Here is a 25,149-nt window from a genome sequence, read left to right on the forward strand (position 1 = left end):
AAAAAGCACACATTCAGTGCAATAAATGAGTGATTCGGCGTTGCTCACACCGCATCAGCGAGTGCCTGGGCGGACGCCGGCTACTCGCCGAAAATATCATAACCAACTGAAGGACATCTCAAGTGACGATAAAATCTTTGCTGCGGTTACTTTTACCGCTGGGGTTGGCCGCACCGCAACTGGCGCTGGCCGCCGACGGGATCGACGCGGGCAACACCGCCTGGATACTGACGGCCACAGCCTTGGTACTGTTTATGACACTGCCGGGACTGTCGTTGTTTTACGGCGGGCTGGTGCGTTCGAAAAATGTGTTATCTGTGTTGATGCAGTGTTTTGCGATCGCCTGTATCGCCTCGCTGCTGTGGCTGGCCGCGGTGTACAGTCTGAGTTTCGGCGAAGGCAATCGCTGGATCGGCGATTTGAGCAAAGCTTTCTTGGCCGGCATCGGTGAACAGGCTGTGGCGGGGGACATTCCGGAAATTCTGTTCGTTATGTTTCAGCTGACCTTCGCCATTATTACACCGGCGCTGATTGTCGGCGCCTTTGCCGAACGAGTGAAGTTTTCCTCCCTGTTGACTTTCAGCGCCCTGTGGCTGGTGGCGGTGTATGCGCCGATTTGCCACTGGGTCTGGGGCGGCGGCTGGCTCGGTGCCATGGGGTTGTTGGATTTTGCCGGCGGCACGGTCGTACATATTACCGCCGGGGTAGCGGCGCTGGTCGCCGCCGTGGTGATCGGCAACCGCAACGGCTTTCCCACCACTGCCATGCCACCGCATAACATGACCATGACGATAACCGGAGCCGGTATGCTGTGGGTGGGCTGGTTCGGTTTCAATGCCGGCAGTGCCCTGGCGGCCAATGGCGACGCCGCCATGGCCATGCTGGTCACCCATATTTCCGCGGCGGCGGGCTCGCTGGCCTGGATGGTGGTGGAGTGGCTGAAGTTCGGTAAACCCAGCGTCCTGGGCATAGTGACCGGGATGGTGGCGGGCCTGGGCACGATTACGCCGGCCTCCGGTTTTGTCGGTCCGGCCGGCGCTCTGGTTATCGGCTTGAGTGCCGGTTTGGTGTGTTTTTATATGACGCAGTTTATCAAGCGCAAGCTGGTGATTGACGACTCCCTCGATGTGTTTCCGGTGCACGGTGTCGGCGGTGTGTTAGGTACTTTGCTGGCCGGCGTGTTCGCCTCGACGGAGCTGGGTATTTTCAGCGGCCAGGGCTTTGCCGACGGCATCAACAGTATCGGTGAACAGCTCGGTGTACAGGCCATTGGTGTGGTGGCGACGTTTTTCTATACCGCGGTGGTGACCTTTGTGTTGTTGAAACTCACCGGCCTGCTGACCAACGGTATCCGCGTATCGGCAGAGGATGAGACCCAGGGGCTGGACCTGGTGCTACACGAGGAATCAGGTTACAAGTATTAATCAACTTTTTACGTTCCGTTCAAAAGCTGGCTCCACAGGCCAGCTTTTTTGTCTGCGGGTTATGTATTGTGCGGGTGGCCTATTTCCCGGTCATGGCCGTCAGGGGCCGGATTTAGCTATTACATAGACAATTTGTCTGGCCAGGGATCGCAAATGCTTGAACTGCACCAGTCCGACCCTTTTATTGACGATTTATTCATTAGGTGGTATTAATATCGCCCGGTAATGGACTATGTGTCAGTTACTCCGTTGATGATCCACTGGCCTAGGTAGCAGGGAGGTGCGTAAATCTTGCCGCCGACTCCGCCGCTGAAGTGATGTCTGTCGATAAGTGATATCTGCAGGTGAATAAACCCGGGCACCCTGTCGTACGGGGTGGCCGGCTCTCCCGGAAGGGAAGGAATGCTATATGCGCAAAATTGCGATTGGGCTGCTCGCCGCCCTGTCTCTTGGGGCGTGCACCGGATCACCCGAGCCGGCGGAAACTATCTTTCGCGGCATTAATTATGTCGGTGTGTCGGTCAGCGATCTCGATAGGTCCAGTGCTTTCTACGGTGATGTGGCAGACCTGCAGCACGTCGAAGACAGCGCGCTCAGCGATGTGTCGGTGATAGATGCCCTGGCGGGGCGCGAGGGTATCAGGGCGTCGACGCGACTGATGAAAAGCAGCAACGCGCAACTGCGCTTTATGCAGTTTGAAAACCGGTCAGCGGCAGCGAAAGAGGCGTCGAGGATAGAAGTCTATGGGCCGGGCATCGCCCATCTTTGTTTCCAGGTGGCGCAAAAAACCAAGACCTATGAGCGCTTTCTTGCCGCCGGTGCAACGCCGATCGGGGCGCGCGACATGGCCCAGGTAAACCCGGCGCGACCGGTTTACTATGCTTATGTGTACGACGCTGACGAACTGATCGTTGAGATTGAGCACGTGGACATTGCCGCGCTCGAGCTCGATACACCGCCCGAGAATGACTACCGTATCCGGCATATCTCGCTGGCGACACCGGATATCGATCGCGCTGTCTCGTTTTACTCAAGATTGCTGGACCAGAAAAAGCCGCGGCGTGTTGGCAACCTGTTTAGTCTCTCGGGGGACGAGTTCGACAAGGTCTCGGGTCTTCCCGGCACGAAGCTTGAGTTTGCCTGGTTCCAGGTTCGAAATCTGGAGCTGGAAATTATTCAATATCACAGCCATCCCACCGAATTGCCGGCTGAGCCGCGCCCGGTGGATGCCCTGGGCTACAACATGATTGTCTTCGACGTCACCGACCTGGCTGCTGCTCGCGAAAAACTGGTCGCTGCCGGCGGCACCGTTGTCAGCGAGGCCGAGCCGCTGGACGGCGGGCAGGTGCTGTTTGGCCGCGATCCGGACGGCAATCTGTTGGGCTTTCAGGTCGTCACTGCCGACGCCGTTTTCTCGTCACAAAACTTCACCGGTGACGGCACCTGAAAGTAAACGTCGGGAGGTTTGTCCGGTGGTGCCATCGCCAGCGTGGATAGCCTCCCTATCCGGCACTGAAAATCAATAATCTGTTCGTGATGCGATAGCGGTATGCGCAACGCAGCGGAGTGCAGCGGAGTCAAAAAAAGCGCCATGTTTGCTCGCATTGCCCATTGGACCTTTATCGTCTTTTTGTCGTTAGTCGGGCTGTACCTGACGCTGCTCGGTGGCTTTCTCGTTTATAAAGGCGGGAGTCTTTACTACGTCACTGCCGGTATTGCGACACTTGTGGTGGCGATAATGATGGTCCGGCGCAACGTGCTGGCGCCGCGCGTCTATGGCGGTATTATCGCTGTGACGATCGTCTGGGCGCTATTTGAATCTGACCTTTACCTGTTGGCGCTGCTGCCCCGCCTGGCCATGTGGATCGGTCTTGCCCTGTGGTTCCTGACACCCTGGTATCAAGCCACACTAAAAGCGCGTTACGGTGCTGAGGTGCCGGCGACAAAACCCTGGTTCGTGATTCCGGGCCTTGCCGCGCTCGCCGTTTTGCTGATTGCCGCCGGTCAAGGCTATACGCAAAATGGCACCGGCACCGTGCGGCCGATTGCAGAGGCGACCGCGACCGGGGATTGGCGCCACTACGGCAATACCGCGGGCGGCACCCGCTTTGCCGAAATCGATCAGATCAACACCGAGACGGTGGCCAAGCTGAAAGAAGTGTGGCGTTACCGCACCGGTGTTGAAGACGATTTCAAGATGACACCCCTGCAGGTAAATGGCCTGTTGTATATCTGCGGCGCGCGTAACATTTTGATTGCCGTCGACAGTGACAGCGGCGAAGAAGTCTGGCGCCATGATCCGCAGGCAAAACCGCCAGGCACGCATCAGTACGCGCGCACCTGTCGCGGTATCAGCTATCACGAGGCACCGGCCGATTACACAGGGCAATGCCCGAAACGTATTGTTACCGGCACCATCGATGCGCGGCTGATAGCCGTCGATGCCATGACGGGTGAGCGCTGCAGTGATTTCGGTGCTGGCGGCGCCGTTAACCTGCGCAAGGGCATGGGCGAGCACAACGCGAACCAGTATTATGTGACATCGCCGCCGCTGGTTGCCGATGATGTGCTGGTGGTCGGTGGCTTGGTGCTGGATTCCCAGGACCTCGGCATGCCGTCGGGGGTCGTGCGCGCGTTTGACGCCTTGACCGGCAGTTTCGTCTGGGCCTGGGATCTCGGTAATCCCGGCGAGTATGGCGAGCCCGGGCCGGGGGAGGAATACACCCGCGGCACACCCAACGTCTGGTCGGTCATGAGTTACGATGCCGAACTGGACCTTATTTATGCGCCGACCGGCAACGCGCCGCCCGATTACTACGGTGGTGAACGGCGACCCCTCGATGATGAATGGTCTTCATCGGTCGTGGCCATCGATGCCGCGACAGGTGAGCCGCGCTGGAAGTATCAGACCGTGCACCATGATATCTGGGACTATGATGTGCCTGCTCAGCCGGTACTCGTCGATGTCGAGCGCGATGGGGAGCGGGTGCCGTCGGTGGCCGTGCCGACAAAAATGGGTGCTATCTTTTTGCTTGACCGGCGCGACGGAACCCCTGTCTATCCCATTGAGGAGCGCGCCGCTCCCCAAGACCCCGCGGTCGGTGATTATCTTGCGCCGACGCAGCCGTTTTCACCACTGCCCAATTTTCATCCCTATCTGCATGAGAAAGATATGTGGGGCCTGACCCCGCTCGACCAGCTTTTGTGTCGGGTCGAATACAAACTGTTGCGTTACGAGGGATTGTTTACGCCGCCGACACCAGCAGGCAGTCTGCAGTTTCCGGCCAATTTCGGTGGCTTTAACTGGGGCAGCGTTTCTGTGGATGCCGACAACGGTCTATTGGTCGCCGCCCCGATGTTGTTGGCCAACCGGCTTATGCTGGTGACGCCGGAGCAGGTGGCCGCTGCGGGACCGCGTGCCGCCATGCTGCTTGGTGCCGATCACCCCGCCGTGCGGATGGACCCGGATGCGCCGGTGCCGCCGGCGCGCGACCCCGATCCGAACGATCCCTATGATCATGTGCGCATTCGCTACTACGGACTGACGCTGCCGTTTATGTCGCGCTTTGGTACGCAGGTGCCGTGCTTTGAGCCGCCCTGGTCACAGATTGCGGTTATCGATCTCAACACGAATGAACTGCTCTGGCGGCGTCCGGTCGGCAGTATGAAGGACTCGGGGCCATTTGGCCTTCGCAGTGGCTTGCCTTTCCAGGTGGGTGTCGCCATACGGGCCGGGACGCTGACCACCCGCGGTGGCTTGACCTTTATCGCTTCAACCATGGACCGCACGGTGCGCGCTTTTGACCTGCGCACCGGCGCGGTGAAATGGTCCGCTGAGTTACCGGGCAGCGGCCAGGCGACGCCGATGACCTATCTGTCGGAAGCAACCGGCAGGCAACACCTTATCGTCACGGTGCCTAACCCCAGTTGGCGTTACCCCCGGGACCCGAGCACAGGCACCTACACGGATTCCAGGAGTGTTCGCGATGGCAAAGGCGGTTATGTGATTGCCTATGCACTGGAGAGTGAGTGAGTTGTTGTTGACGGAAACCTGGGTCTCTTAAATTACCCGGCACTTCGTCACACCTGATATCGATTTTATTTTATCAAAGCCCAAAAACTTTAGGGCCTAGACTTATAGGTTTCTACTGAAGGCGATAAGCGCAGCCGTAACCGCTACATTTAAGGATTCCACCTCATTGCTCATTGGAATCCTCAGTTTCTTGTCCGCCAGGCTGAAAATGGTATCACTGACACCCTCAGACTCATTTCCCAGGACGTAGACAATCGGGCCCTTTGGTTTGTATTCAAAAAGCGATTCTGTCGCCTGTGATGACAGGGCGCAAACGGAAAACCCATGACCTTTGAAAGCTTGCAGGGCATCTTTTAGCTTTTCACAGGAAAGTATCGGGGCCTTGAACAGAGTTCCTGCACTGGCCTTTATGACCAAAGATGAGGATATGGTCGCGCATCCTTTCTGCGGGATAAGAATGCCATCGATATCGCCCGCGCACGCCGATCTTATGATCATGCCCAGGTTTTGTGGATTGTGAATGCTGCACAGGGCCAACACTCGTGGCGGATGGCCGGGTGCGCTACTATCCCGACGGGGTATTGCTGGCGATTCTTTTTTTAGTCGCAGGTTGGCAATCGGGTGCTGCGCCATTGGCTCGCAAAGTCGTGCGGGCAATTGCTGCAAAAAATCCGCATAGGACTGATAGTGGCGGCAGTGTAGATCGGCGGCCACGCCCTGGTCCTGGCGACTGTTTTTGGAAATCCTCGCCAAGGCCTGGCGGCTGTGGTATACCACTTCGGCGCCCCGCTGCTCGGCCAGCGCCCTGATCTCATCCAGAATGGGAGCCGGCCGATTACTGTCGGCCAGATGTAACCGGTACAACTTGACATCCGGCGTCTGCAGAGCTTCCATAACGGGTTTGCGGCCGTAAACCGTGAGCAGTTGATCAAAAAAACGCTTCTTGGCCAAGTAGGTATCTGAATCCGGTAGATGGGTATCGGAATCCGGTTCTGGAGGCTTCGGCATACTCTGATGTCTCGCTGGGGCGGTTCCATTATAAGGGTGTGTTTATGCGTTGTCTTGCATTTGACCGGCTATGGCCGCGCTGACCGACGGGCAGCGCGACCAGTTGCGCGAACAATTGCTCAATTTGCGCGAGGAGATAACGCGCCTGCTGGCGCTGAGCGATGCCTCCGCCGCCACGGTTACCCTGGACCAGACCAAGGTGGGGCGCCTGTCGCGTATGGATGCCCTGCAGCAACAGGCTATGGCCCGTGCCAATCGCGCCGGCTACCGGCGCCGTCTGACACAGGTTGAGGCGGCGTTGAAGGCTTTTGCGGCGGGGGATTACGGTTACTGCGAGGCCTGCGGCGAGACTATTCCCTACGCGCGTTTGCAGATCAGGCCCGAGAGCGATCTGTGTGTAACCTGTCAGGCAGCGGATGAACAAGACGATTGAACAAGACGATTGAACAAGACGGCTACAGCAAAAACCGGGAACTAAACGACAGAACCAAACGACCACACTAAACAATAGCGTAAGGTAAGGTATGAAAAAAATATGGGTAACGGCTTTGTGCGCAGCGGCGCTGGGACTGGGGGGGTGCGAGCGGCAAAGTGGCCAGGAGCATAGTGGCCAGGAGCATAGTGGCGAGGGGGTCACCGGGTCAGTGCAACCGGAACAGGCGGCGGCGCAACCCCGATCGACGACGGTGCAACTTAACCAGGCGGCGCTGGCTCAATTCGAGCAGGATTTACACCGCCACACGGCGGTGCTGTCGGCGGATGAGTTTGAGGGCAGGGCGCCGGCTACGCCCGGTGGGGAGAAAACCATCAATTACCTGCAACAGGAATTCGCTGCCTTGGGCCTCGAACCGGGCAATGGCGATTCGTATTTCCAGCGCGTGCCGGTGGCGGAGATTACCACCGATCCTACGGCTCAGTTACGCATAAAAGCGGAGGGCTACACGGCGGACCTGGCGTACGGTACCGAGATGGTGGTGTTTACCCAGCAGCAGAAAGAACGTATCGCCATCGAGGACAGTGAGTTGGTGTTTGTCGGCTACGGCATCAATGCGCCGGAGCGGGACTGGAATGACTACGCCGGCATCGACGTTGCCGGCAAAACCGTGGTGATACTTGTCAACGACCCCGGTTTCATCACCCAGGACCCGGCGCATTTCACCGGCAATGCCATGACTTACTACGGTCGCTGGACTTACAAGTACGAGGAAGCGGCTCGCCAGGGCGCGGCGGCGGCCCTGGTTATTCACGACACGGCGCCGGCCGCTTATCCCTGGGAAGTGGTGCCCAACAGTTGGTCGGGCCCGCAGATTCACCTGCAGCGGGCGGACAAAGGTGAGTCGAAGCTGCCGGTCGAGGCCTGGATTCACCTGCAGCCCGCCACCGAATTGTTACGCGCCGCGGGGCTCGACTACGACACCCTCAAGCGCGAGGCGGCGCAGCCGGGTTTCAAGGCGATACCGCTGAACGCCGCAGCATCCTTTAGTTTGCAAAACAGCATCCGCTACGTCGAGTCGCGCAATGTCATTGCCAAGATCAGCGGCAGCGAGCGGGCGGACGAGGTGGTGATCTATATGGCGCACTGGGATCATCTCGGCCGCGACACCAGTCTCGAGGGCGATCAGATCTACAACGGCGCCGTAGACAATGCCACGGGCACCGCGGCATTGCTGGCCCTGGGCCGGGTGTTCAAGGCGGCGCCGCCGCAACGCACGGTGATGTTTATGGCGGTGACGGCGGAAGAGTCCGGCCTGCTCGGCTCCAAGTTCTATGGCGAAAACCCGATATATCCGCACAACAAAACCGTGGGTGCCATCAATATCGATGCCATGGGGTCGATCGGTCCGGTCAGGGATGTGACGGTAATCGGCCATGGTTTTAACCAGTTGCAGGATTACCTCGCGCGACACGCGCAAAAGCAGGGCCGTTATATCGTGCCGGACCAGAACGCGGAAAAGGGTTTCTACTACCGCTCCGACCACTTCAGTCTCGCCAAGCACGGGGTGCCGGCGCTCTATGCGGAAGGGGGTCACGACTCGGTTGCCCACGGCAAGGAGTGGGGTAAACAGCAGCAGGACGACTACACCGCAAACCGCTACCACAAGCCCGGTGATGAATACCACGAGGAGATGGATTTAAGCGGCGCGGCGCAGGACCTGGAACTCTATTTCTATATAGGCAGCGACCTTGCCAATAGCAACGACTGGCCGGGGTGGAATGCGGGGAGTGAATTCAAACTGATCAGGGAGAAGTCGCGAGCCGAGTTGAAGTGATGTAAAGCTGTCGCTGCAGATAAAGTGGTAGCCGGTAAAAATCCTGGCCGACAGCTCTTTTTCATCGTCATCACCAGGGTCGATACCCGGACCAGGGCGGCACTTGTGCCGCCCTGGTCCGTTAACACGATCACTAAAACGCATTGCCGTCAGGCATTGAGAAAACCAATGGGCAATTGGCTGCCGCCGGCGCTGTAGAAATTACGTATATTCGGCAGCACGTCCTGCAACGCCGCCGTGTTGGGCACGCCAAACCAGCGGGCCAGCTCCGCATAGAATTCATCGGTGCTGGTGGTGGGCAACAGCCGCCCGCGGCCGGCATCGATGGAATTGCCGTCGGCACCCCGGGGCTCGCTCAGGTTCGTCGGATAATCGCCGAAAACATGGCCCCCATTGACAGCGCCACCCATAACGATCTGGTTGCCGCCCCAGGCGTGATCGGAACCGCGCCCGTTGCTGGTCAGCGTGCGGCCGAAGTCGGAGGCGGTAAACGTGGTGACCTTGTCACTGATTCCCAGCTCTGTCGTGGCCTGGTAAAAAGCGCCGAGCGCAGCGCTCAGTTGCGATAACAACCCTCTTTGATTGGTCAACAGCTCGTCGTGGTTATCATAGCCGCCCACTGATACAAAGAATGTCTGGCGCTTGGCTCCCAATGTATTGCGCGCACTGATGGTTCTGGCGACCATTTTCAACTGCGCGCCGAGGGCGCTGTTGGGGAACCGTGTGGTGATACTCGCACCGCGGGTCGCGCTGTCGAATGCCGTGGCGGTATCTATGGCATCGCGCCGGTTCCGGGCGTAATTTTGCTTCAGCAGGTTTTGGTAGCTCTGTGCCAGCGCACTGTCGGTGGTGCGGGTGAACAGTTGATTAAAGAAGCTGCTGCCATTGTAGCCCTGCAACCGGACCGAGCCGTTGTTGGATATGACGTAGGGTGTTACCGCTTCACCATTTTGAAAAATGTTAATGGAGTTGAGGGAAATATTCATCGATATCGGGCTGGCCGGATTGACGCTGTTGACAAGATCGGCCAGCCGCCCACCCCAGCCTATCGCCTGCTCCGATTCCGGCACGGATGTTTGCCAGGCCTGCTGCTGGTCGTTGTGTGAAAACAAGCCGCGGGGCAGGGCGATACCGTTGTTGTAATCGCTCAGGGTCGTGGGCCTTACCAGGGTTCCCAGGTTTGCGACAAAAGCCAGCTTGCCGGCGTTATAGAGGTCTTTGACCGCGGCCATATTCGAGTGCAAACCAAAAGGCCGGCCGCGGTTGTCGTTGATGGACTGCAGTTGACCGCGGGGGAGGGCCAGGTCTGTTCTCACATTGGCGTAGTGGTTGTATTCAGTGCTTTCATACGGTGCCAGCATATTAAAAGAGTCGTTCCCGCCGAACAGGAATACACATACCATAGCTCTGTATTCATCGGGGTTTTGTATGCTTGCCGGCGTCAATCCGGCGGCATAAGCGGAATTCATTAATTTTAACTGCAGTATACTGGACAACAGCGGGGTTGCGCCCAGGGCTGCACAACCGCCGAGAAAGCTGCGGCGTGAGAGTGGGTTTGCAGGGGCGGTATGCGATGTTTTCTTTTTCATAGTAAATAACCGTTTAATAAATTGATGACCGGTAACAATGACTCTGGGGCATTGTCCGCCTATTCCATGATCGCAAAGTCGGGTGCCGTTAACAGCGTCAGCAGCATAAGTTCGACGCGGGACTTGGCACTGTTGGTCGAGGCCATAGTCGTTTTGATTTCGTCGACGACAGCGCTGCTGAGCGTGCCATAGCTGAGTAAGAGGTTGAGGCGGTCAATCAACGCGGTGGCATTGACGGCCATGTTTTCCTCCGCGGTCAGGTCAAGTGTGCCGTTTTCCCCCATACCAAAGGTGCGGCCCTGAACCGGGGTGCGCAAAAAGTTACTGAACAAACTCATCATTACCGGTGTGTAGATCTGAAATTCCGGCGCGACTAAATTGTTGTCCTGCAATACACCTACCGGTTGGAAGTCGGGTAGATAGTAATTGAAAACACTGGGCGATTGGTTAATGCCCTGGTTGGTTAGATAGCTTCTGGAGAAAGCGCGAAAACGCCCATCCGGATGGCTGGCCTGGACATTGAAAGCCCGGTATAGGGCGGTAAGTGTCAGCAGGGGTTCGCGCAGCTTACCGCCGGTGGGGTTATTGCCGGTAATGTCGAGCCGATAGTTGCCGTTAGTGTTGCGGGTTTGGGTAATCTGTAGTGTATCCCGCGCTTCCGGGTGCATCAGGATAGTGCGGATCACGGCCTGCATATTGCCGCGGTTGCCCTGGCCATCGTCGCTGAATTGATCGGCAACGGCGTTGATATAGGCGGGAGACGGATTGGAGCTGGTAAACCGCTGAATCAATAACCGCGCGATAAAAGGGGGAACGTTGGGGTGCGCATAAATATTGTCGATGGCGGCGTTGATATCCGCCAAGCCGTCTTGCCCGGCCGGTAGTGCCACACCGTTTAACAACGTCTTTTCGCCTCGGTCATGGTAGTTTTCATACATTTTCATGGGGGCAAACATATTGCGGGGATTTCTTAAAAAGTCATCCCGGCCGTTGCTCGGCGCATAGCTCAACCCGGTAAAGACGCGGGCAAAATTGCGAATAGTCTCGTTGCTGTAGGTTTCTATCCGGCGACCTTCAGTGTCGAGCAGGGGCTCGCCGTTTTGCTGCAGGGCGTAGACGCCGATGGAGAACAGTTGCAGTATCTCCCGCGCATAGTTTTCATCCGGGAAAATCCCCCGGCTGGTATCGCCTTTTTGATTCCGGAGATGGCTTAAGTAGAGGCCCATAGCCGGGCTGAGTGTGACGTCGTACAAAATATCGCGGTAGTTGCCAAACGCGTGTTGCATCAGCAGGTCGGTGTAGCGCGGTATCCCCAACCACTGGCCGTCAAACCGGGCATTGAGCCCCATGCCGAGTTCCGAGATAACCAGTATCTGTACCAATGCCCAGGCCGTGCGCTGGCGCAATTGATCTGTGCCGCGCAGCGTTCGGTTCCACCAGGCATGGTGTTTGTAGTTCTGGATCTGGTAGTTGAGCCCGTCGGTAGTGGGCGGTGCCGAATCTACGGCGAAGCCATCGTCGGCGATCATATCCCGGGTGAGCTGCTCGTAAGACTCATTGGCGGTGAAAGGCAGGGAAAACTGGTTGTCTATCCATTCGTGCAGCGCATTGTTATCGCCGATTGTCGCCATCCTGGCGGCCAGGTTGTCAATGTCTTCAAGGGTAGGGCCAAAGGTTGCCTGGTGTAAGAACTGTGATGCCTTTATTTTCTTGACGGTAATGTCTATCTGGTTTTCAGGAATATCGCTAAGCTGGGCAAATGCAATAAGGGGAAAAAAGAGAGCAATAAAAAGCACTAAATTACGTGAGGTAGAGCTTGGTGTTGGCCTTTCTACGTTCTGACTAATCTTTCTGCAGAGGGTACTTATCATCATAAAATCCTTATAAGTAAGCGCGTCTGTAAGTGAAGAGTAACTTTTCCTAACGCCAGGTATGAACGGCAAAAACCAGTAAATGCCAACTATTATATGTAGCCGGCGATGTACTATGTTGTGCCGTTGCAGAAAATTATCGCCGGTAAAACTATGAGAAAATAGTTGCTGCGAAAGAAAAGATGTTAAGAATTGTAGTTGCCTTTTTGCTCGATTATCTTTTATAAATATTTTGCTGGAGAAGGGGCGTTTGTTCGTTTTTATAGTTATAGCTGTGAATTCAAAGCGTCTTCAAACTTGTTTGATAGAAAATAACTATATGAAATTTTTAACTTCATGTAAGCGGTGTACAAACTTTTACATAATTACCAAGGCGCTTGATTTAACATCTGACAAAAATAAGAAGTGTGAAGTCTTATTGAATAAATTGGCAGCAAGTGAATCCAATCGTATCCAACACCTACCGACTAAGCTGGGAGTCAGCATGAGAGTTTTTGCGTTACTGATAGCCATCCTTTTTGTGGCGGCGTGTGCCACCACTGAAGGGAGAAAATTCGACGTCGAGTTGGCCAAGTCATTTAAAAAGGGCGAATCAACACTTACCGAGGTGATCGCAAAAATGGGTGAACCGCAGGCGAGAACCCAACTACCCAATGGCGGCGGAGAGAGAATCCAGTATCTCTGGTCGGAAACCACCAACAATCAACTCGGCAGGCTTCCCGGTGTCGCCAGCAATCTGGAAAAGAGTAAAAATAAAACGGAAATTTTCTATTTTACCTTTAACAGTGAAGGTGTGTTGACTGACACTATTTATACGTCGAGTAACAAATAGGTACCCAGAAAAAACGTCACCGAAGCGAGCCTCGGTTGGGCCGAAGTGGCGCTCGCTTTAGGTGCCCACTTCTGACACTTAAGCGAAGACGTGCTAATTGATCGGTCTGCCTCTGGTTGGCACTTTCAGAAACACGTCGTAAACCCTTCCCTGGGGACTTCCCGACAGCATCCCTGCTGTCGAGAGTTTCTGAAAGTGCCAACCAGAGGCAGACCTACCCGCAGTATTCTTCATCAAGACCGACAGGGCGGGTTAAGATCGATAAATTGGATCAAACCCTCTTAAGTGCCAGAGGTGGGCACCTAAAGCGAGTGCCATGCGGTACAGTCGCAAGGTCCACCCTGTTATAAAGCATGTGCTTCCAACTTAGAAAAGCGCTGGCCTATTGACTGATGCCTGCCGGGATTCTAAGAGCGTAGACTTGATGCCTTATGCTATGCCCACTCCCACTATCCCAAGGACACTAGATTTAGCTCAAGTCGCCACCCTGGCGGTGATGATAAAGTTGTGCCGTTGTCTTCTCTGTTGACAAGAGGAAGTTGTATGTCTGCACAAACTGCCATCGACTGGAGCGCTTTGCTGAAGTCCGGCGATCGTATATTTATCGGCTCCAATGCCGCCGTACCCGATGCCCTGATCGGTAACCTGATCGAGCACAGCCGGGATTTAAACGATATCGAAGTCGTGCATATCCTGACCCTGTCGGACCAGATCTGGGCTGACCCGAAGCACAAAAACCTATTTAAAATCAATACGTTGTTTATCGGTGGCGAGGCGGTCCGCACAGCCGTTGCCGAGGGCCGGGCCGACTACACGCCCTGCTTTCTGTCGGAAATCCCCCAGTTGTTCGAGGCCAACCACCTGCCGCTGGATGCCGCCCTGATTATGGTCAGCCCGCCGGACGAATACGGTTACTGTTCGATGGGGGTCTCGGTGGATGTGGTGTCGGCAGCGGCCCAGTCGGCCCGGCATATCATCGCCCAAATCAACCCCCGGATGCCCAGGACCAACGGCCACAGCTTTATCCATATGGATCAGATCAGCGCCTGGATGGAGGCGGAGCAGGCGCTGCCGGTCGTGCCGCCGCCGCAACTGGACCGGGTGACTGAGCGCATTGGCCAGTACGTGTCGCTGCTGATCGAGGACGGCGCCACCTTACAGGTCGGTATCGGCAAAATACCCGAGGCGGTGCTCGGTTATCTGGCCAACCACAAGGACCTCGGGGTGCACAGCGAAATGATTTCAGATGGCGTTATCGACCTGATGGTGAGAGGCGTTATCAACAATCGCAAAAAGACTTTCCACAACGGCAAAACGGTCACGACATTTTGCATCGGCACCCGGCGCTTGTACGATTATGTCGACGGCAACCCGCATATCGAGTTTTTACCGTCCGAGTATGTGAATTCTCCGGTCAATATTTCCCGCAACGAGCGGATGATCTCGATCAACAGCGCCATTGAAGTGGATTTGACCGGGCAGGTGGTGGCCGATTCCATCGGTTACAAATTCTATAGCGGTATCGGCGGCCAGGTGGACTTTATTCGCGGCGCCGCCCTGAGCAAAGGCGGCAAGCCGATTATTGCCCTGCCGTCTACGACCAGGGACGGCAGCGTCTCCCGTATTGTGCCCTATATTACCGAAGGGGCCGGTGTCGTTACCTCGCGCGGTCATGTGCACTATGTCGTTACCGAGTTCGGTATCGCCTCGCTGCAGGGAAAAAGCATCCGCGAGCGGGCCCTGGAGTTGATCAGGGTGGCGCACCCCGATTTCCGGGCGCAGCTGTTGCAGGAGGTCAGAAAACACTTCTGGGTGCCGGGCTACCAGACGGATATGCCGACGTCGGTGCGGGAACTCGGTGATATCGAGCTTAAGAAACTCGATATCCAGAATCGTTCATTTGAGTTGCGGCCGCTGCGTCCCGCCGATGAGCGGCGACTGCAGGAGTTCTTTTATTCGCATACAAAAGAGACGCTGTTGCTGCGCTACAACTATCATCCGAAACAGATGTCGAGGGAGAAATCCTGCACGCTGGTCAGCGTTAACCAGGAGCGGGACCTGGCGCTGTGTATTGTCGACAAAAACGGCCAGACCGAGGTGATCCACGCGGTCGGTCGTTACTATTTGATTGCCGAGAAAAACAGTTGCGAGGTCGCTTTTGTGATTCGTGAAAGCCAGCGGGGTAAAGGCATGGCGAAAAGGCTGCTGGCGGAGATGACGGCCATAGCCCGCTCCCGCGGCATCGCCACCATGTGTGCCTACGTCAGGAAGGACAATAAGCCGATGCTCAGCATTTTCAAGAAGGGTGGCTTTGTCAAACAGCCCCACGACTCCGTTCAGGAAGTCTACCTGGAGCTTGAACTCCAATCCGGGTAAAGCGGGCCTTGTGAGGAATGGCACTTCCTTAAGCAAATGTGTGCTAATTGACCGGTCTGGCTCTGGCTGCAGCCTTCAGAAACACGCCGTAATCCCATCCCTGGGGGCTTCGCGACAGCATCCCTGCTGTCGAGAGTTTCTGAAGGCTGCAGCCAGAGCCAGACCTCTCTTACAGTACGCTTAATCGAGACCGGTTCGATTGGGGCAGAGATCAACAAATTGATGCAAATACGCTTAAGGAATTGCCATTCGGCCTTGTGAGTCTATAGGCTGGCCGGCGCAACTATACGAAACGGCGGGATACTGGCAGAATGAACGGGATCGGCGGGAGGAGTATAAGATGAGTATTGCCATTGTCAGTCATCCCTTTTGTTTGCGGCACGATATGGGGGAGGAGCACCCGGAGCAGCCGGCGCGGCTGACCGCTATCCAGGACCAGCTAATCGCATCGGGCCTTGAGTTTGTCGCCCCGCAAATCGATGCCACCCCCATAGCGCCGGCGCTGTTGAGCCTGGTGCACGAGCAGGCGTATATCGACAGCTTGTATCAGAGATCGCCGGTGGAGGGCCATATCTGGCTCGACGAGGATACGCTGATGATGCCCCATACGCTGGCAGCTGCGCTCTACGCCGCCGGTGCCGCCGTCGATGCGGTGGACCTGGTTGCCGGCGGCAAAATGAAAGCGGCTTTCTGTGCGGTCAGGCCGCCCGGCCACCATGCCGAGCGGGACAAGGCCATGGGGTTTTGTGTGTTTAACAATATCGCCATCGCTGCGGCTTACGCGCAAAAGCATCACGGTTTGCAGCGCGTGGCCATTGTCGATTTCGACGTGCATCACGGCAATGGCACCGAGCATATTTTCAACGATAACCCCGATGTGTTGTTTTGCTCCACCTTTGAACATCCCTTCTATCCGTTTTCCGGACACGACAGTTGCAAGGCGCATATCGTCAACGTACCCCTGGAGGCGGCGGCGACAGGTGCGGCTTTTCGAGAGGCGGTCAGTGCGCACTGGCTGCCGGCGCTGGAGCGCTTCAAACCGGAAATGCTTTTTATCTCGGCCGGTTTCGATGCGCATATCGAAGATGATATGTCCCATATTGGTTTGGTTGAGGCCGACTACCTTTGGGTATCCAGGGCGTTAAAAAAAATCGCCGATCGTTATTGTCAGGGCCGCATCGTCTCTTGCCTGGAGGGTGGCTACGCGCTCAGCGCCCTGGCCCGCAGTGTGGTTGCCCATTTAAAGGGGTTGATGGGGGATTGATAAGTCTGCGCCTCGGCAAGGCGGCGGGCTTGCGGGTTCGGTCAAGGCGGTTGTCATACTTATACGGCAGTCTGGACTTTCTCGGGCGTTGCAAGCCCAGTTGTTTTTCGCCGAAGATGTTGAAGTCCCGGACACTTGATACAGGTCAACTGCGAGCCGCCTGAATCCTATATTTTTCGATATTCCGGCTTTTGCCAACCGAAATTGCAATTTCTCACTTGTCATCTGTTCATTGCCGTTTTAGTATCGGTGGTCACGGACGTTAGGGAAGAGTTGAAACTATGACGGGTGCAGCGCACTGTATAAAACCGGGCAAAGGAGAGCGACCACCACGGACGCTTCCAGTAGCAAAAAAATTCTCAATCACCTTGTCTCATTTCTTTTTTGTCAGTATTCACACGCGCTGTGCGTGTGGGGTTTTGCGGCGGGCCAAGAGCCGGCAGCGATAGTACTACGGCGTTACCAATAGCATTACGATAAATCGCATTACGTATTAGGTCGTTATAAAAGACCAACCAATTTACTGGGGGATTCTATGGCCGTTCGCCGTGCCTTTGCCTGTCTGTTTGGCTGCCTGTCACTATTCTGGGTCACTGCTGCCACCGCCAGCAGTCTTACCTCCGCCCACTACGACGTCTACTACGGCGATCTCGACAGCAACGGCAAGCAGGATATCTTTTTTCACGGTAAAGACCTGATTATTCTGTTGCATGGCGATATTGTCACACCCATCAAAGTGGTTGAGCCGAGCTTCGTGGTCTACCAGACAGCGGCCGGCTACAGCGCACCCCAGGCGCTGAGCCTGACGCCCGCCCAGATTACGGCACTTAGCCGCGCCGGTCACGAGACGGATTACTTTTTTGCCGACTTCGACAATGACAGTCACCGCGATGCGTTGTTGCGCGGCGCCACCGCGGCCGATCCGGCGTTGATTCTGGCCGGTACCGCCGGGCGCGCACTGCCCACCGTGCTGGTGGAATACACCGGCGAGGATGCATTGGAACATCACAACTTAAGCGACCGCAACCTGACACTTGATGTTGTCGACAGCAACGATGACGGCCGCCTGGATATCGTGCTGGTGGGGGCCGGCAGCGGCGGTGGCGATGTTGCTTACCTTGGAGATAGCGGCGGTGTGCCGCGGCAGTTTGCCGGTGTCCTGCCGGCGGTGATTGACGCCGCGCCGCAACCTGCCTTAGCGCCGGCGATCGACCCGTCACTGGTGGATGCATCGGACGCCGTGGGTTTCACCGCCGGGCAGTTTCGGGTCGATGAGTCGGGTAATGCCACCTATGGGATTCCGTTTTTGACCGCGCCGGGCAGTGGCGGGGTGGCGCCGGAGGTGGGGTTGGCTTATTCCAGTCAGGGGGGTAATGGTTTGTTGGGGGCGGGTTGGAACATCAGTGGCCTGTCGAGTATTACCCTTTGCCGGCAGACCATCGAACAGGACGGTCAAAATCAAGCGATCTCCTTTGGCGACAGCAATCGCTTTTGTCTCGACGGCCAGCGCCTGGTGGCGTATCAAGGGGAGAATGGCGCTGACGGCACACTCTATCGCACCGAGATCGATAGCTTCGTGCGCGTCAAATCCGTGGGCCAGCGCGGGCCTGGGCCGGATTACTTTGTGGTGGAGCGCAAAGATGGCTCAGTCAGTTATTACGGCAATCAACCCAATGCCTACCTCGATATCGGTATCGGCACGACACCTTACAAACTGACCTGGATGCAGACCTCACAGACTGACAGCCTTGGCAATACCATCACCTACGCATACACCGGTGATGTCAATGCCGGCGAGATGCTGATTGATCGCATTAGCTACGCCAGCCAAACCGGTGTGCCCGCCACCAATCACCTGCAGTTTCACTACGAATCACGTCCCGATCCGAGTGCAGGTTACTTTGTGCGCCGCAAAGTCGTCCAACAACAACGGCTGACCAGGGTGGATACCTATGGCGCGGAAGTGCCGCTGCGCACCTATCATTTGGGCTACGAAACCAGCACGACGGGCACCAGTCTGCTCGCCTCGGTGCAGGAATGTGTGGCGACGGTGTGCCTACCGCAAACCCGTTTCGATTGGTCACAACCAACGGTCGGGCTTGCCACCAGCGGTCCACTAGCCCGTGACCACCTGGCATCACAATACCGCGGCGGGAAAGCCGGTGACGTCAACGGCGACGGTTTGCCGGACTTGGTGTGGTTGCACGTCGACAATGATAAAACATGGTTTAAGCTGTCTTTATCCGATGGTGCTGGTCTGTTAAAGGTCAACGACTGGAAGCATCGTGCTTTTGGGGAGAAGCGCAGCAGCTTTCATTTGATCGATTACAACGGCGACGGCAAGCAGGACCTTATTTTTGCGGGTGAGGGACGCTGGCGGGTCTTGCTCTCCCAGGGCAATCGTTTTGGCAATGAAATCGACACCGGCGTTCCGGCGACCAACTCCGATACGGCAAAAGTACAGGATATCAATGGCGATGGTTTGCCGGACATCGCCTATGTCGTCGGCAGCGGTACCCACCCGCACAACAGTGTGTTGAAAATCCATTATATGGAGCGTGACCCCAGCGGAGGTTATCGGTTTGCCGCGACGCCGGTGACCCGCGAATTTTCAGTGTCTGCGTCGAATCAGCCCTACTTTTACAACCATCGCCTGTTGGACTTTGGCGACGTGCGCTTAACGGATTTTAACGGCGATGGCGCCACGGATATGGTCGGGAAATTTCTGTTTGACTGTATTGAGCAGGAGATATGCGGCAATAACAAAGAAGAGCGCTTGATCTTGTTGCAGGCTAAAGCAAATGGTGATTACAGGGAATCTGGCAGTTATTCCGCTGATATCACCGAGTTCATAACAGCCGATTTGAATGGCGACGGTTATGCGGATTTCTTATACAAAGAACCAGGCGGACACTGGCGTTATTCCTTATTAGACGGAAGGTGGCACGCTCCCGGCGGCGATCTCACCGATATCAGTGTCGATGCCGATGAACTACAGGTCATCGACTACAATCACGACGGTTTTATGGATTTAATTTATCCCAAAGGCCCAAACGGCAACAAACGCCTGTGGGTACGCCAGTGGAACGGCGACGGTTTCGATGCGGCGTTCAATACCGGCATCCCCGGCGAGACCAGCAACCATATCCATATGTACCTCGACCTGAACGGTGACGGCTATAGCGACCACATGGATATCCGTTACAACCACGAGAACGACTATGTCCAGTATCATTTCAGCCGCGCCATCCGGGTGCCCAACAACAGAATTACCCGCATCACCAACGGCCTTGGCGCCGAAACCGACATCACCTACAAACCCCTGACCGACACCACCGTCTACACCCGCGGCAGCGGCGCCGCTGCCCTCGACTACGGCCGCGGCTCACCGGTCTTCGATATTCAAGGGGCCACCTATGTGGTCAGTCAGGTAGCCAGCAGCGCCCCGACCCAGGCCAATGCCAACGCCAAGGTCAGTATCGACTACCGTTACGCCGCCGCCCGCGCCCAGGCCGGCGGTCGCGGCTTTCTCGGCTTTGAGCGCATCACCACCATCGATAATCAAACCGGCGTGCAAACTGAAACCACCTATCGCCAGGACTTCCCCTTTATCGGCATGGCCGTGCGGACCGAGAAAAAAGACGGCCAAACCGTCATCGGCCTCGCGGAAAACACCCTCGCGCAGCGCAGCACCGCTTTTGGCACCGTCTACCCCTATGTGGAAGTGGCGACCGACAATGCCTACGACCTGGCCGGCACAAAAACGCACAGCATCGTCACCACCACCACCTATGCGGCGGGGGCCGACACCGACTACGGCAATGTCACCCAGGTGTTGATCGACACCCGGGATGGCACCGGTATCAGCCAGGGCACCAAGACCGTCGCCAATACCTATACCAATACCGTCAACGATACCACCTGGCACCTGGGTCGCCTGACCGCGTCTACCGTCACGGCGACACGTACGGGGGGCAATGGGCAAGGCCAGCCCACCTCTGTCACCGAGATGCGTCAGTCCACATTTGCCTACGATGCGGCCACCGGGTTGCTGACCGACGAGCGGATCGAACCCGGCACGCCCTTGCAAGTGCATACCCACTACAAACACGATCAGTTTGGCAACCGCACCGAAGTGCACCGGGCGGCGGCGGGCGAACAGACCCGCATCACCCGGACGACCTATGATGCCAGCGGCCGCTATGCGGTTAGCACCGTGGATGCAGAAGGTAATACGGTGGTCCGCCATGAAAACCACAACGCGTTTGGGTTGCCGGAGAACACCATCGATATCAGTGGTGTCAGTACCTTCACCCGGCACAGCCCCTTCGGCAAACCCTACCAGCAATACCGGGCCACCGGCGCCTACAGCAGCACCCTCAGCGCCTGGTGCAGCGGTGGGGGTTGTCCGGCCGATTTACCGCAGGCGGTCTTCAAGGTGACCAGCGCCGGGGTCGAGTCGGCTGAGACGGTGGAGTACTTCGACAAGCTCGGTCGCCGGCTGCGCCAGGAGACGATCAGTTTTGACCAGGACGGCAGTTATCGGGTGTATGTCGATAGCCGCTACGATACGCTCGGCCGGGTGGCGCAGCAGTCCAATCCTTACCGGGCCGGCGCCACGGCGGTGTGGACGACCTACACCTACGATAGCCTGGGCCGTGTCACCCAGACCGACACCCCGGCCGGCGTGTGCAATATCACTGTGGCCTACAGCGGTCTGAGCGAAACCACCACCGCCTGCGGTCAGGCCAAGACCACAGACAAGAACGTGTTCGGCGAAACCTTGCGGGTGACCGATGCCCTGAACGCCACCCTGCACTATACCTACACCCCGTTTGGTCTGCTGGACGCCGTTGAGACCTGGGACAACACCGACGCGGTGGTCTCGACTACCCGGATGACTTATAACGTTCGCGGTCAAAAGCTGAGCCTCGACGACCCGGACAAAGGCCTGTGGCAGTATACCTATAACGGTTTCGGTGAATTGGCGACCCAGACCGACGCCAAGGGCCAGCAGGTGGTGATGGGCTACGACCGCAACGGCCGCCAGGTGGCGCGGGAAGACCGCGACAGCGCCGGGACGCTGGTCGAGCACACCCGCTGGTATTACGACCGGGATGCCGATTGCGTCGCCACTGAGCCGGGGCAGTTGTTGTCGGTGGTGCGCCGCAAGGGGGCGTTGATCGCGGCGGGCTGCGGGCAGGTCAATACCGGCGACTACCTGCAGCAGATGGCTTACGACGCCTTTGGCCGGGTGACGGAGACCGTCACCGAAGACGACTTCAGTGGCGGCAGCCGGACCTACAGCGAACGGGTGACCTACGACCAGTACGACCGGCCGTTCCAGGTCTTTGACGCCAGCAGCCGGTCCGGCGCACCCCAGGCCTATCAACACGAATACAACGCCTACGGTCATATGACCGGGGTGGTGGACGCGCGGCGCTACAACGGTGTGTCGCTGGAGCGATACTACACCGTGACCCGCTTGACCGAGCGGGGCCAGGCGGCGGAGATTCTCTACGGCAATGGCCTGACCACCACCCGCAGCTATGACGACAACAGCGGGCGCTTGACCGCTATCGACACGGTGTTGTTGCCGGGCGTGGGTCAGCCGCTGCAGGACCTCGATTACACCTGGTTCGACACCGGCAATATGGAGCGTCGTATCGATAAGGGGGCGGGTAAGCACCTGCGGGAGGATTTCACCTACGACGACCTCAATCGGGTGCGCCAGGCCACCTTGTACCGGCATAACGTGTCGCAAGGCGTTCGCGAGACCCAGTATGACAGCAGCGGCAATATCACTTTCAAGACTGGCGTCGGTCACTACCGCTACGGCAATGCTTGCACAGGCCCGGCAGCCGGTCCCCATGCGGTCTGCCAGACCACCGGCACCCAGGCGGCGACCTATCGCTACGACGCCAACGGCAGCTTGACTGACGATACGACCGGGCGGGTGTTGGCGTACACCACGTTTGACAAGCCCCGCCGGATTGAAAAAGACGGTCATACCACGGTGTTCGAGTACGGCCCGGATCGCCGCCGCCTGGCCCGGGTGGACAGCAGTGCGGCAGGGGTGGTGACCACCCGTTACCAGGGTGCGGTGGAGCGGGTGACGCATACCACGGCCGGCGGCGGTTTCGTCAAGGCGTACCTGCGCCGCTCGATCAACGGGGTGGCGATTATCCGGTTGGATCTGGACAGTAATGGTGCGGTCACCCGCGAGCGGGGGCCCGAGTATGTGCACAAGGATGTGTTGGGGTCCACCGATGTGATCAGTGATGCCGTCGGGGCTATCGCGACCGGGGCAGGGGGAACGCCGCAGGTGTTTAGTTTTGATGTCTGGGGCGGGCGGCGCAACGGGTTGAGCTGGGAGGTGCTGGTTGGCCAGTTAAGCAGCCAGGGTTACAGTGTGTATGCGGAACTGACCACCAACCGGGGGTATACCGGGCATGAGATGTTGGATGGGGTGGGTCTGATCCATATGAACGGGCGGGTGTACGACCCGCTGCTGGCGCGGTTTGTCAGTGCCGATCCGGTGATTGATGGGGTGACCAGTACCCAGGGGTACAATCGGTATGCGTATGTGCATAATAACCCCTTGGCGTTTACCGATCCGAGTGGGTTTAGTCGGTGGAATCGGTTTCGGGATCAGATATTGAAGCCGGTGGTGGGCATGGTGGCGGCTTACTTAACCTGGGGAGCAGCGACCGCTGTTGGTGGGTGGGCTACCACCACAGCAACGTTAGCGAATACGACGGTTTCAGTGCTGACGACCGGTGGGGCAATTGCGGCTGGTGCTGTGTCTGGCTTTGTGGGTGGGGCTATTGCGACAGGCACTCTACAGGGCGCGGCTACAGGGGCCTTCAGCGGTGCAGTCTTTGGTGGTATAGGCATCAAGTTTGGTGGTACGGCCGGCCAGGGAGGGACTGCGCACCTTGCTGCACATGCTTTAGCGGGTGGCGTTATTAGCGTAGCCCAAGGTGGGAAATTTGGTCATGGTTTCATTAGTGCGGGGGTGATGAAAGGATTTATGGAGCATGCGAATATTGCTGCCACCAACAGTGCGCTTGGCGAAACAGTGATTATGGGGTTGGTAGGTGGAAGTGTGTCGGCTGTTACTGGCGGGAAGTTTAGAAATGGTTTTATGACGACCGCGTTTCAGTATGCGTTTAATCGGGCTACGCAGGCTGGTGGTGGAGGTGCACAAAAGAAAAATTATTGGGGGAGTCTTGCTATGGCTACACAAGCAGAGATTAATCGGTTGTCAGGGATGAGCTCTGAACAATTTCACGAAGAGTTTTCGTTATTGTGGGGGTTAGACATCCATAAATCAGATAGCTTGAGTATTGATGCAGCGAGGCTGTTGACAATCGCGAGTTTAGAAAAACAATTAGCTATTGCTAACAAAAACATATTAGATCCAACAATCAGTCTACCTAGTGATCAAAGTATTGAAGGAAGTGTATATGATGATTTATCCAAGAGTAACAAATTTTTTGGCGTACTTGGAAGATATCTTGGAAGCTTAGGGACTTATATATCTCTCAAACCAACTCTAGAGAGGTTGCCATCACGAAATTTACAGTACTCGATTGACTATATCTGTACAGGCAGACGCTGCAGAGTTGGGGAGGTTTGGTTTAATGAATAAGAGAATGTCTGCTATAATAACCTTTTTGGTTACGTTAAGTGTGTCTATTTATGCGGCATCCGTTAATAAACAGGATGAAAATTTCTTGTTTATGGATTGCCATTGGAAAATCCCAAAAGGTTTTTCTGTTAATAAAAAAGATTCAAAGTACTATTCAAGGTTAAAAGATGGATTGAAGCATCAATCTATAACGTTCAAAGATGGGCAGTTTGATCAAAGTGAATTGGAGGCTGAGTTTGTAGTCGATGTTAGCAAGTTAACGTACGGAAGACTTTCAATTTATTCGTATCGGTATAAAGATACCAAGGCAAGTGATTTGGGTTTTGAGAGCATAGATTTTAGAGTTACAATTTTTGCTTCACTTGGGAAACATATTAGGCTGGTTAACATTGATGATGAGAGCATAGTGCAGGATATCGCATCTCAGTGTATACCCAAAAGTAGCTGGATGAAAAAATAACAGAAGAATATAACAAGATATACATGAAGCTAGTTTTAGGAGGGCAATAGGGGACACTGATAACTTAATAACTTGGCCAAGAAATAAAAGGCCCGGGTTCTGGGGGTTCTGGGGGTTCTGGGGACAGTTTACCTAACTCGATCAGCCCCGTGATTTGGCCAGTGAAAGACTAACTTTTATACAAGGAGTACCACTATGGCAAGGATGCCGCGATTAGTTGTGCCGGGCTTTCCTCATCATGTAACGCAGCGAGGTAACCGGCGAATGAGAACATTTTTTGCTCAGCAAGACTATCAGTTTTACCTGGATTTGGTCGCTGAGGTTAAAGAAGCTGTTGGTGTTCAGATTTGGGCCTATTGTCTTATGCC

The 25,149-nt window shown here is 56.2% G+C and carries 13 protein-coding genes; 10 read left to right on the plus strand and 3 right to left on the minus strand.

What is annotated here, in order from left to right:
- Nucleotides 1–128 precede the first annotated feature (128 nt).
- The 3 genes from FKG94_RS25385 to FKG94_RS25395 all read left to right on the plus strand — a co-directional run bounded on the left by FKG94_RS25385 (nt 129) and on the right by FKG94_RS25395 (nt 5,457).
- On the plus strand, nt 129–1,424 hold the full coding sequence (locus FKG94_RS25385; protein ID WP_142929775.1) for an ammonium transporter: 1,296 nt from the start codon (nt 129–131) through the stop codon (nt 1,422–1,424).
- A gap of 409 nt (nt 1,425–1,833) precedes the next feature.
- A complete protein-coding gene (locus FKG94_RS25390; RefSeq protein ID WP_142929759.1) occupies nt 1,834–2,871 on the plus strand; it encodes a VOC family protein in 1,038 nt (345 codons plus the stop codon).
- A gap of 102 nt (nt 2,872–2,973) precedes the next feature.
- A complete protein-coding gene (locus FKG94_RS25395) occupies nt 2,974–5,457 on the plus strand; it encodes a PQQ-binding-like beta-propeller repeat protein (RefSeq protein ID WP_218943646.1) in 2,484 nt (827 codons plus the stop codon).
- A gap of 102 nt (nt 5,458–5,559) precedes the next feature.
- On the opposite strand, the gene FKG94_RS25400 is transcribed toward FKG94_RS25395, so the two are convergent.
- Complete coding sequence (locus tag FKG94_RS25400) at nt 5,560–6,465, minus strand: TrmH family RNA methyltransferase (RefSeq protein WP_142929760.1); 906 nt, start codon at nt 6,463–6,465, stop codon at nt 5,560–5,562.
- A gap of 70 nt (nt 6,466–6,535) precedes the next feature.
- Between FKG94_RS25400 and FKG94_RS25405 the strand changes: the two genes are divergently transcribed.
- Both FKG94_RS25405 and FKG94_RS25410 read left to right on the plus strand, forming a co-directional pair.
- On the plus strand, nt 6,536–6,898 hold the full coding sequence (locus FKG94_RS25405) for a TraR/DksA family transcriptional regulator (RefSeq protein WP_142929761.1): 363 nt from the start codon (nt 6,536–6,538) through the stop codon (nt 6,896–6,898).
- A gap of 91 nt (nt 6,899–6,989) precedes the next feature.
- Nucleotides 6,990–8,735: a M28 family metallopeptidase gene (locus tag FKG94_RS25410; RefSeq protein WP_142929762.1), complete on the plus strand. Its 1,746-nt coding sequence runs from the start codon at nt 6,990–6,992 to the stop codon at nt 8,733–8,735.
- A gap of 149 nt (nt 8,736–8,884) precedes the next feature.
- Here the strand turns inward: FKG94_RS25410 and FKG94_RS25415 are convergent, their stop codons facing one another.
- Both FKG94_RS25415 and FKG94_RS25420 read right to left on the minus strand, forming a co-directional pair.
- Entirely contained in the window at nt 8,885–10,324 is a 1,440-nt protein-coding gene (locus FKG94_RS25415) for a DUF1501 domain-containing protein (protein WP_142929763.1), read from the minus strand.
- Between the two features lie 59 nt (nt 10,325–10,383).
- Nucleotides 10,384–12,120 carry a DUF1800 domain-containing protein gene (locus FKG94_RS25420; protein ID WP_179957815.1) on the minus strand — a complete coding sequence of 579 codons (1,737 nt, stop codon included), beginning with the start codon at nt 12,118–12,120 and terminating at the stop codon, nt 10,384–10,386.
- A gap of 559 nt (nt 12,121–12,679) precedes the next feature.
- Here FKG94_RS25420 and FKG94_RS25425 point away from each other — a divergent pair.
- From FKG94_RS25425 to FKG94_RS25445, 5 genes are all read left to right on the plus strand, one after another.
- On the plus strand, nt 12,680–13,027 hold the full coding sequence (locus FKG94_RS25425; RefSeq protein ID WP_142929765.1) for a hypothetical protein: 348 nt from the start codon (nt 12,680–12,682) through the stop codon (nt 13,025–13,027).
- A gap of 543 nt (nt 13,028–13,570) precedes the next feature.
- Complete coding sequence (locus tag FKG94_RS25430; protein ID WP_142929766.1) at nt 13,571–15,403, plus strand: GNAT family N-acetyltransferase; 1,833 nt, start codon at nt 13,571–13,573, stop codon at nt 15,401–15,403.
- 340 nt (nt 15,404–15,743) lie between these two features.
- Nucleotides 15,744–16,667 carry a histone deacetylase family protein gene (locus FKG94_RS25435; RefSeq protein WP_142929767.1) on the plus strand — a complete coding sequence of 308 codons (924 nt, stop codon included), beginning with the start codon at nt 15,744–15,746 and terminating at the stop codon, nt 16,665–16,667.
- A gap of 535 nt (nt 16,668–17,202) precedes the next feature.
- On the plus strand, nt 17,203–24,321 hold the full coding sequence (locus FKG94_RS25440; RefSeq protein ID WP_142929768.1) for an FG-GAP-like repeat-containing protein: 7,119 nt from the start codon (nt 17,203–17,205) through the stop codon (nt 24,319–24,321).
- On the plus strand, nt 24,314–24,781 hold the full coding sequence (locus tag FKG94_RS25445; RefSeq protein ID WP_142929769.1) for a hypothetical protein: 468 nt from the start codon (nt 24,314–24,316) through the stop codon (nt 24,779–24,781). Before FKG94_RS25440 ends, FKG94_RS25445 begins: the two co-directional genes overlap by 8 nt.
- The last annotated feature ends 368 nt before the right edge of the window (nt 24,782–25,149 follow it).

The sequence above is a fragment of the Exilibacterium tricleocarpae genome (assembly GCF_007004655.1).
In the GTDB taxonomy this organism is placed as follows: Bacteria; Pseudomonadota; Gammaproteobacteria; order Pseudomonadales; family Cellvibrionaceae; genus Exilibacterium; species Exilibacterium tricleocarpae.

Excerpts from the sequence above, each read along its gene's own strand:
- FKG94_RS25405 (WP_142929761.1), top strand. The coding sequence starts at position 6,536 with ATGGCCGCGCTGACCGACGGGCAGCGCGACCAGTTGCGCGAACAATTG.
- FKG94_RS25395 (WP_218943646.1), top strand. The coding sequence starts at position 2,974 with ATGCGCAACGCAGCGGAGTGCAGCGGAGTCAAAAAAAGCGCCATGTTT.
- FKG94_RS25425 (WP_142929765.1), top strand. The coding sequence starts at position 12,680 with ATGAGAGTTTTTGCGTTACTGATAGCCATCCTTTTTGTGGCGGCGTGT.
- FKG94_RS25440 (WP_142929768.1), top strand. The coding sequence starts at position 17,203 with ATGGCCGTTCGCCGTGCCTTTGCCTGTCTGTTTGGCTGCCTGTCACTA.
- FKG94_RS25390 (WP_142929759.1), top strand. The coding sequence starts at position 1,834 with ATGCGCAAAATTGCGATTGGGCTGCTCGCCGCCCTGTCTCTTGGGGCG.
- FKG94_RS25430 (WP_142929766.1), top strand. The coding sequence starts at position 13,571 with ATGTCTGCACAAACTGCCATCGACTGGAGCGCTTTGCTGAAGTCCGGC.
- FKG94_RS25410 (WP_142929762.1), top strand. The coding sequence starts at position 6,990 with ATGAAAAAAATATGGGTAACGGCTTTGTGCGCAGCGGCGCTGGGACTG.
- FKG94_RS25415 (WP_142929763.1), bottom strand. The coding sequence starts at position 10,324 with ATGAAAAAGAAAACATCGCATACCGCCCCTGCAAACCCACTCTCACGC.
- FKG94_RS25435 (WP_142929767.1), top strand. The coding sequence starts at position 15,744 with ATGAGTATTGCCATTGTCAGTCATCCCTTTTGTTTGCGGCACGATATG.
- FKG94_RS25400 (WP_142929760.1), bottom strand. The coding sequence starts at position 6,465 with ATGCCGAAGCCTCCAGAACCGGATTCCGATACCCATCTACCGGATTCA.
- FKG94_RS25445 (WP_142929769.1), top strand. The coding sequence starts at position 24,314 with ATGAATAAGAGAATGTCTGCTATAATAACCTTTTTGGTTACGTTAAGT.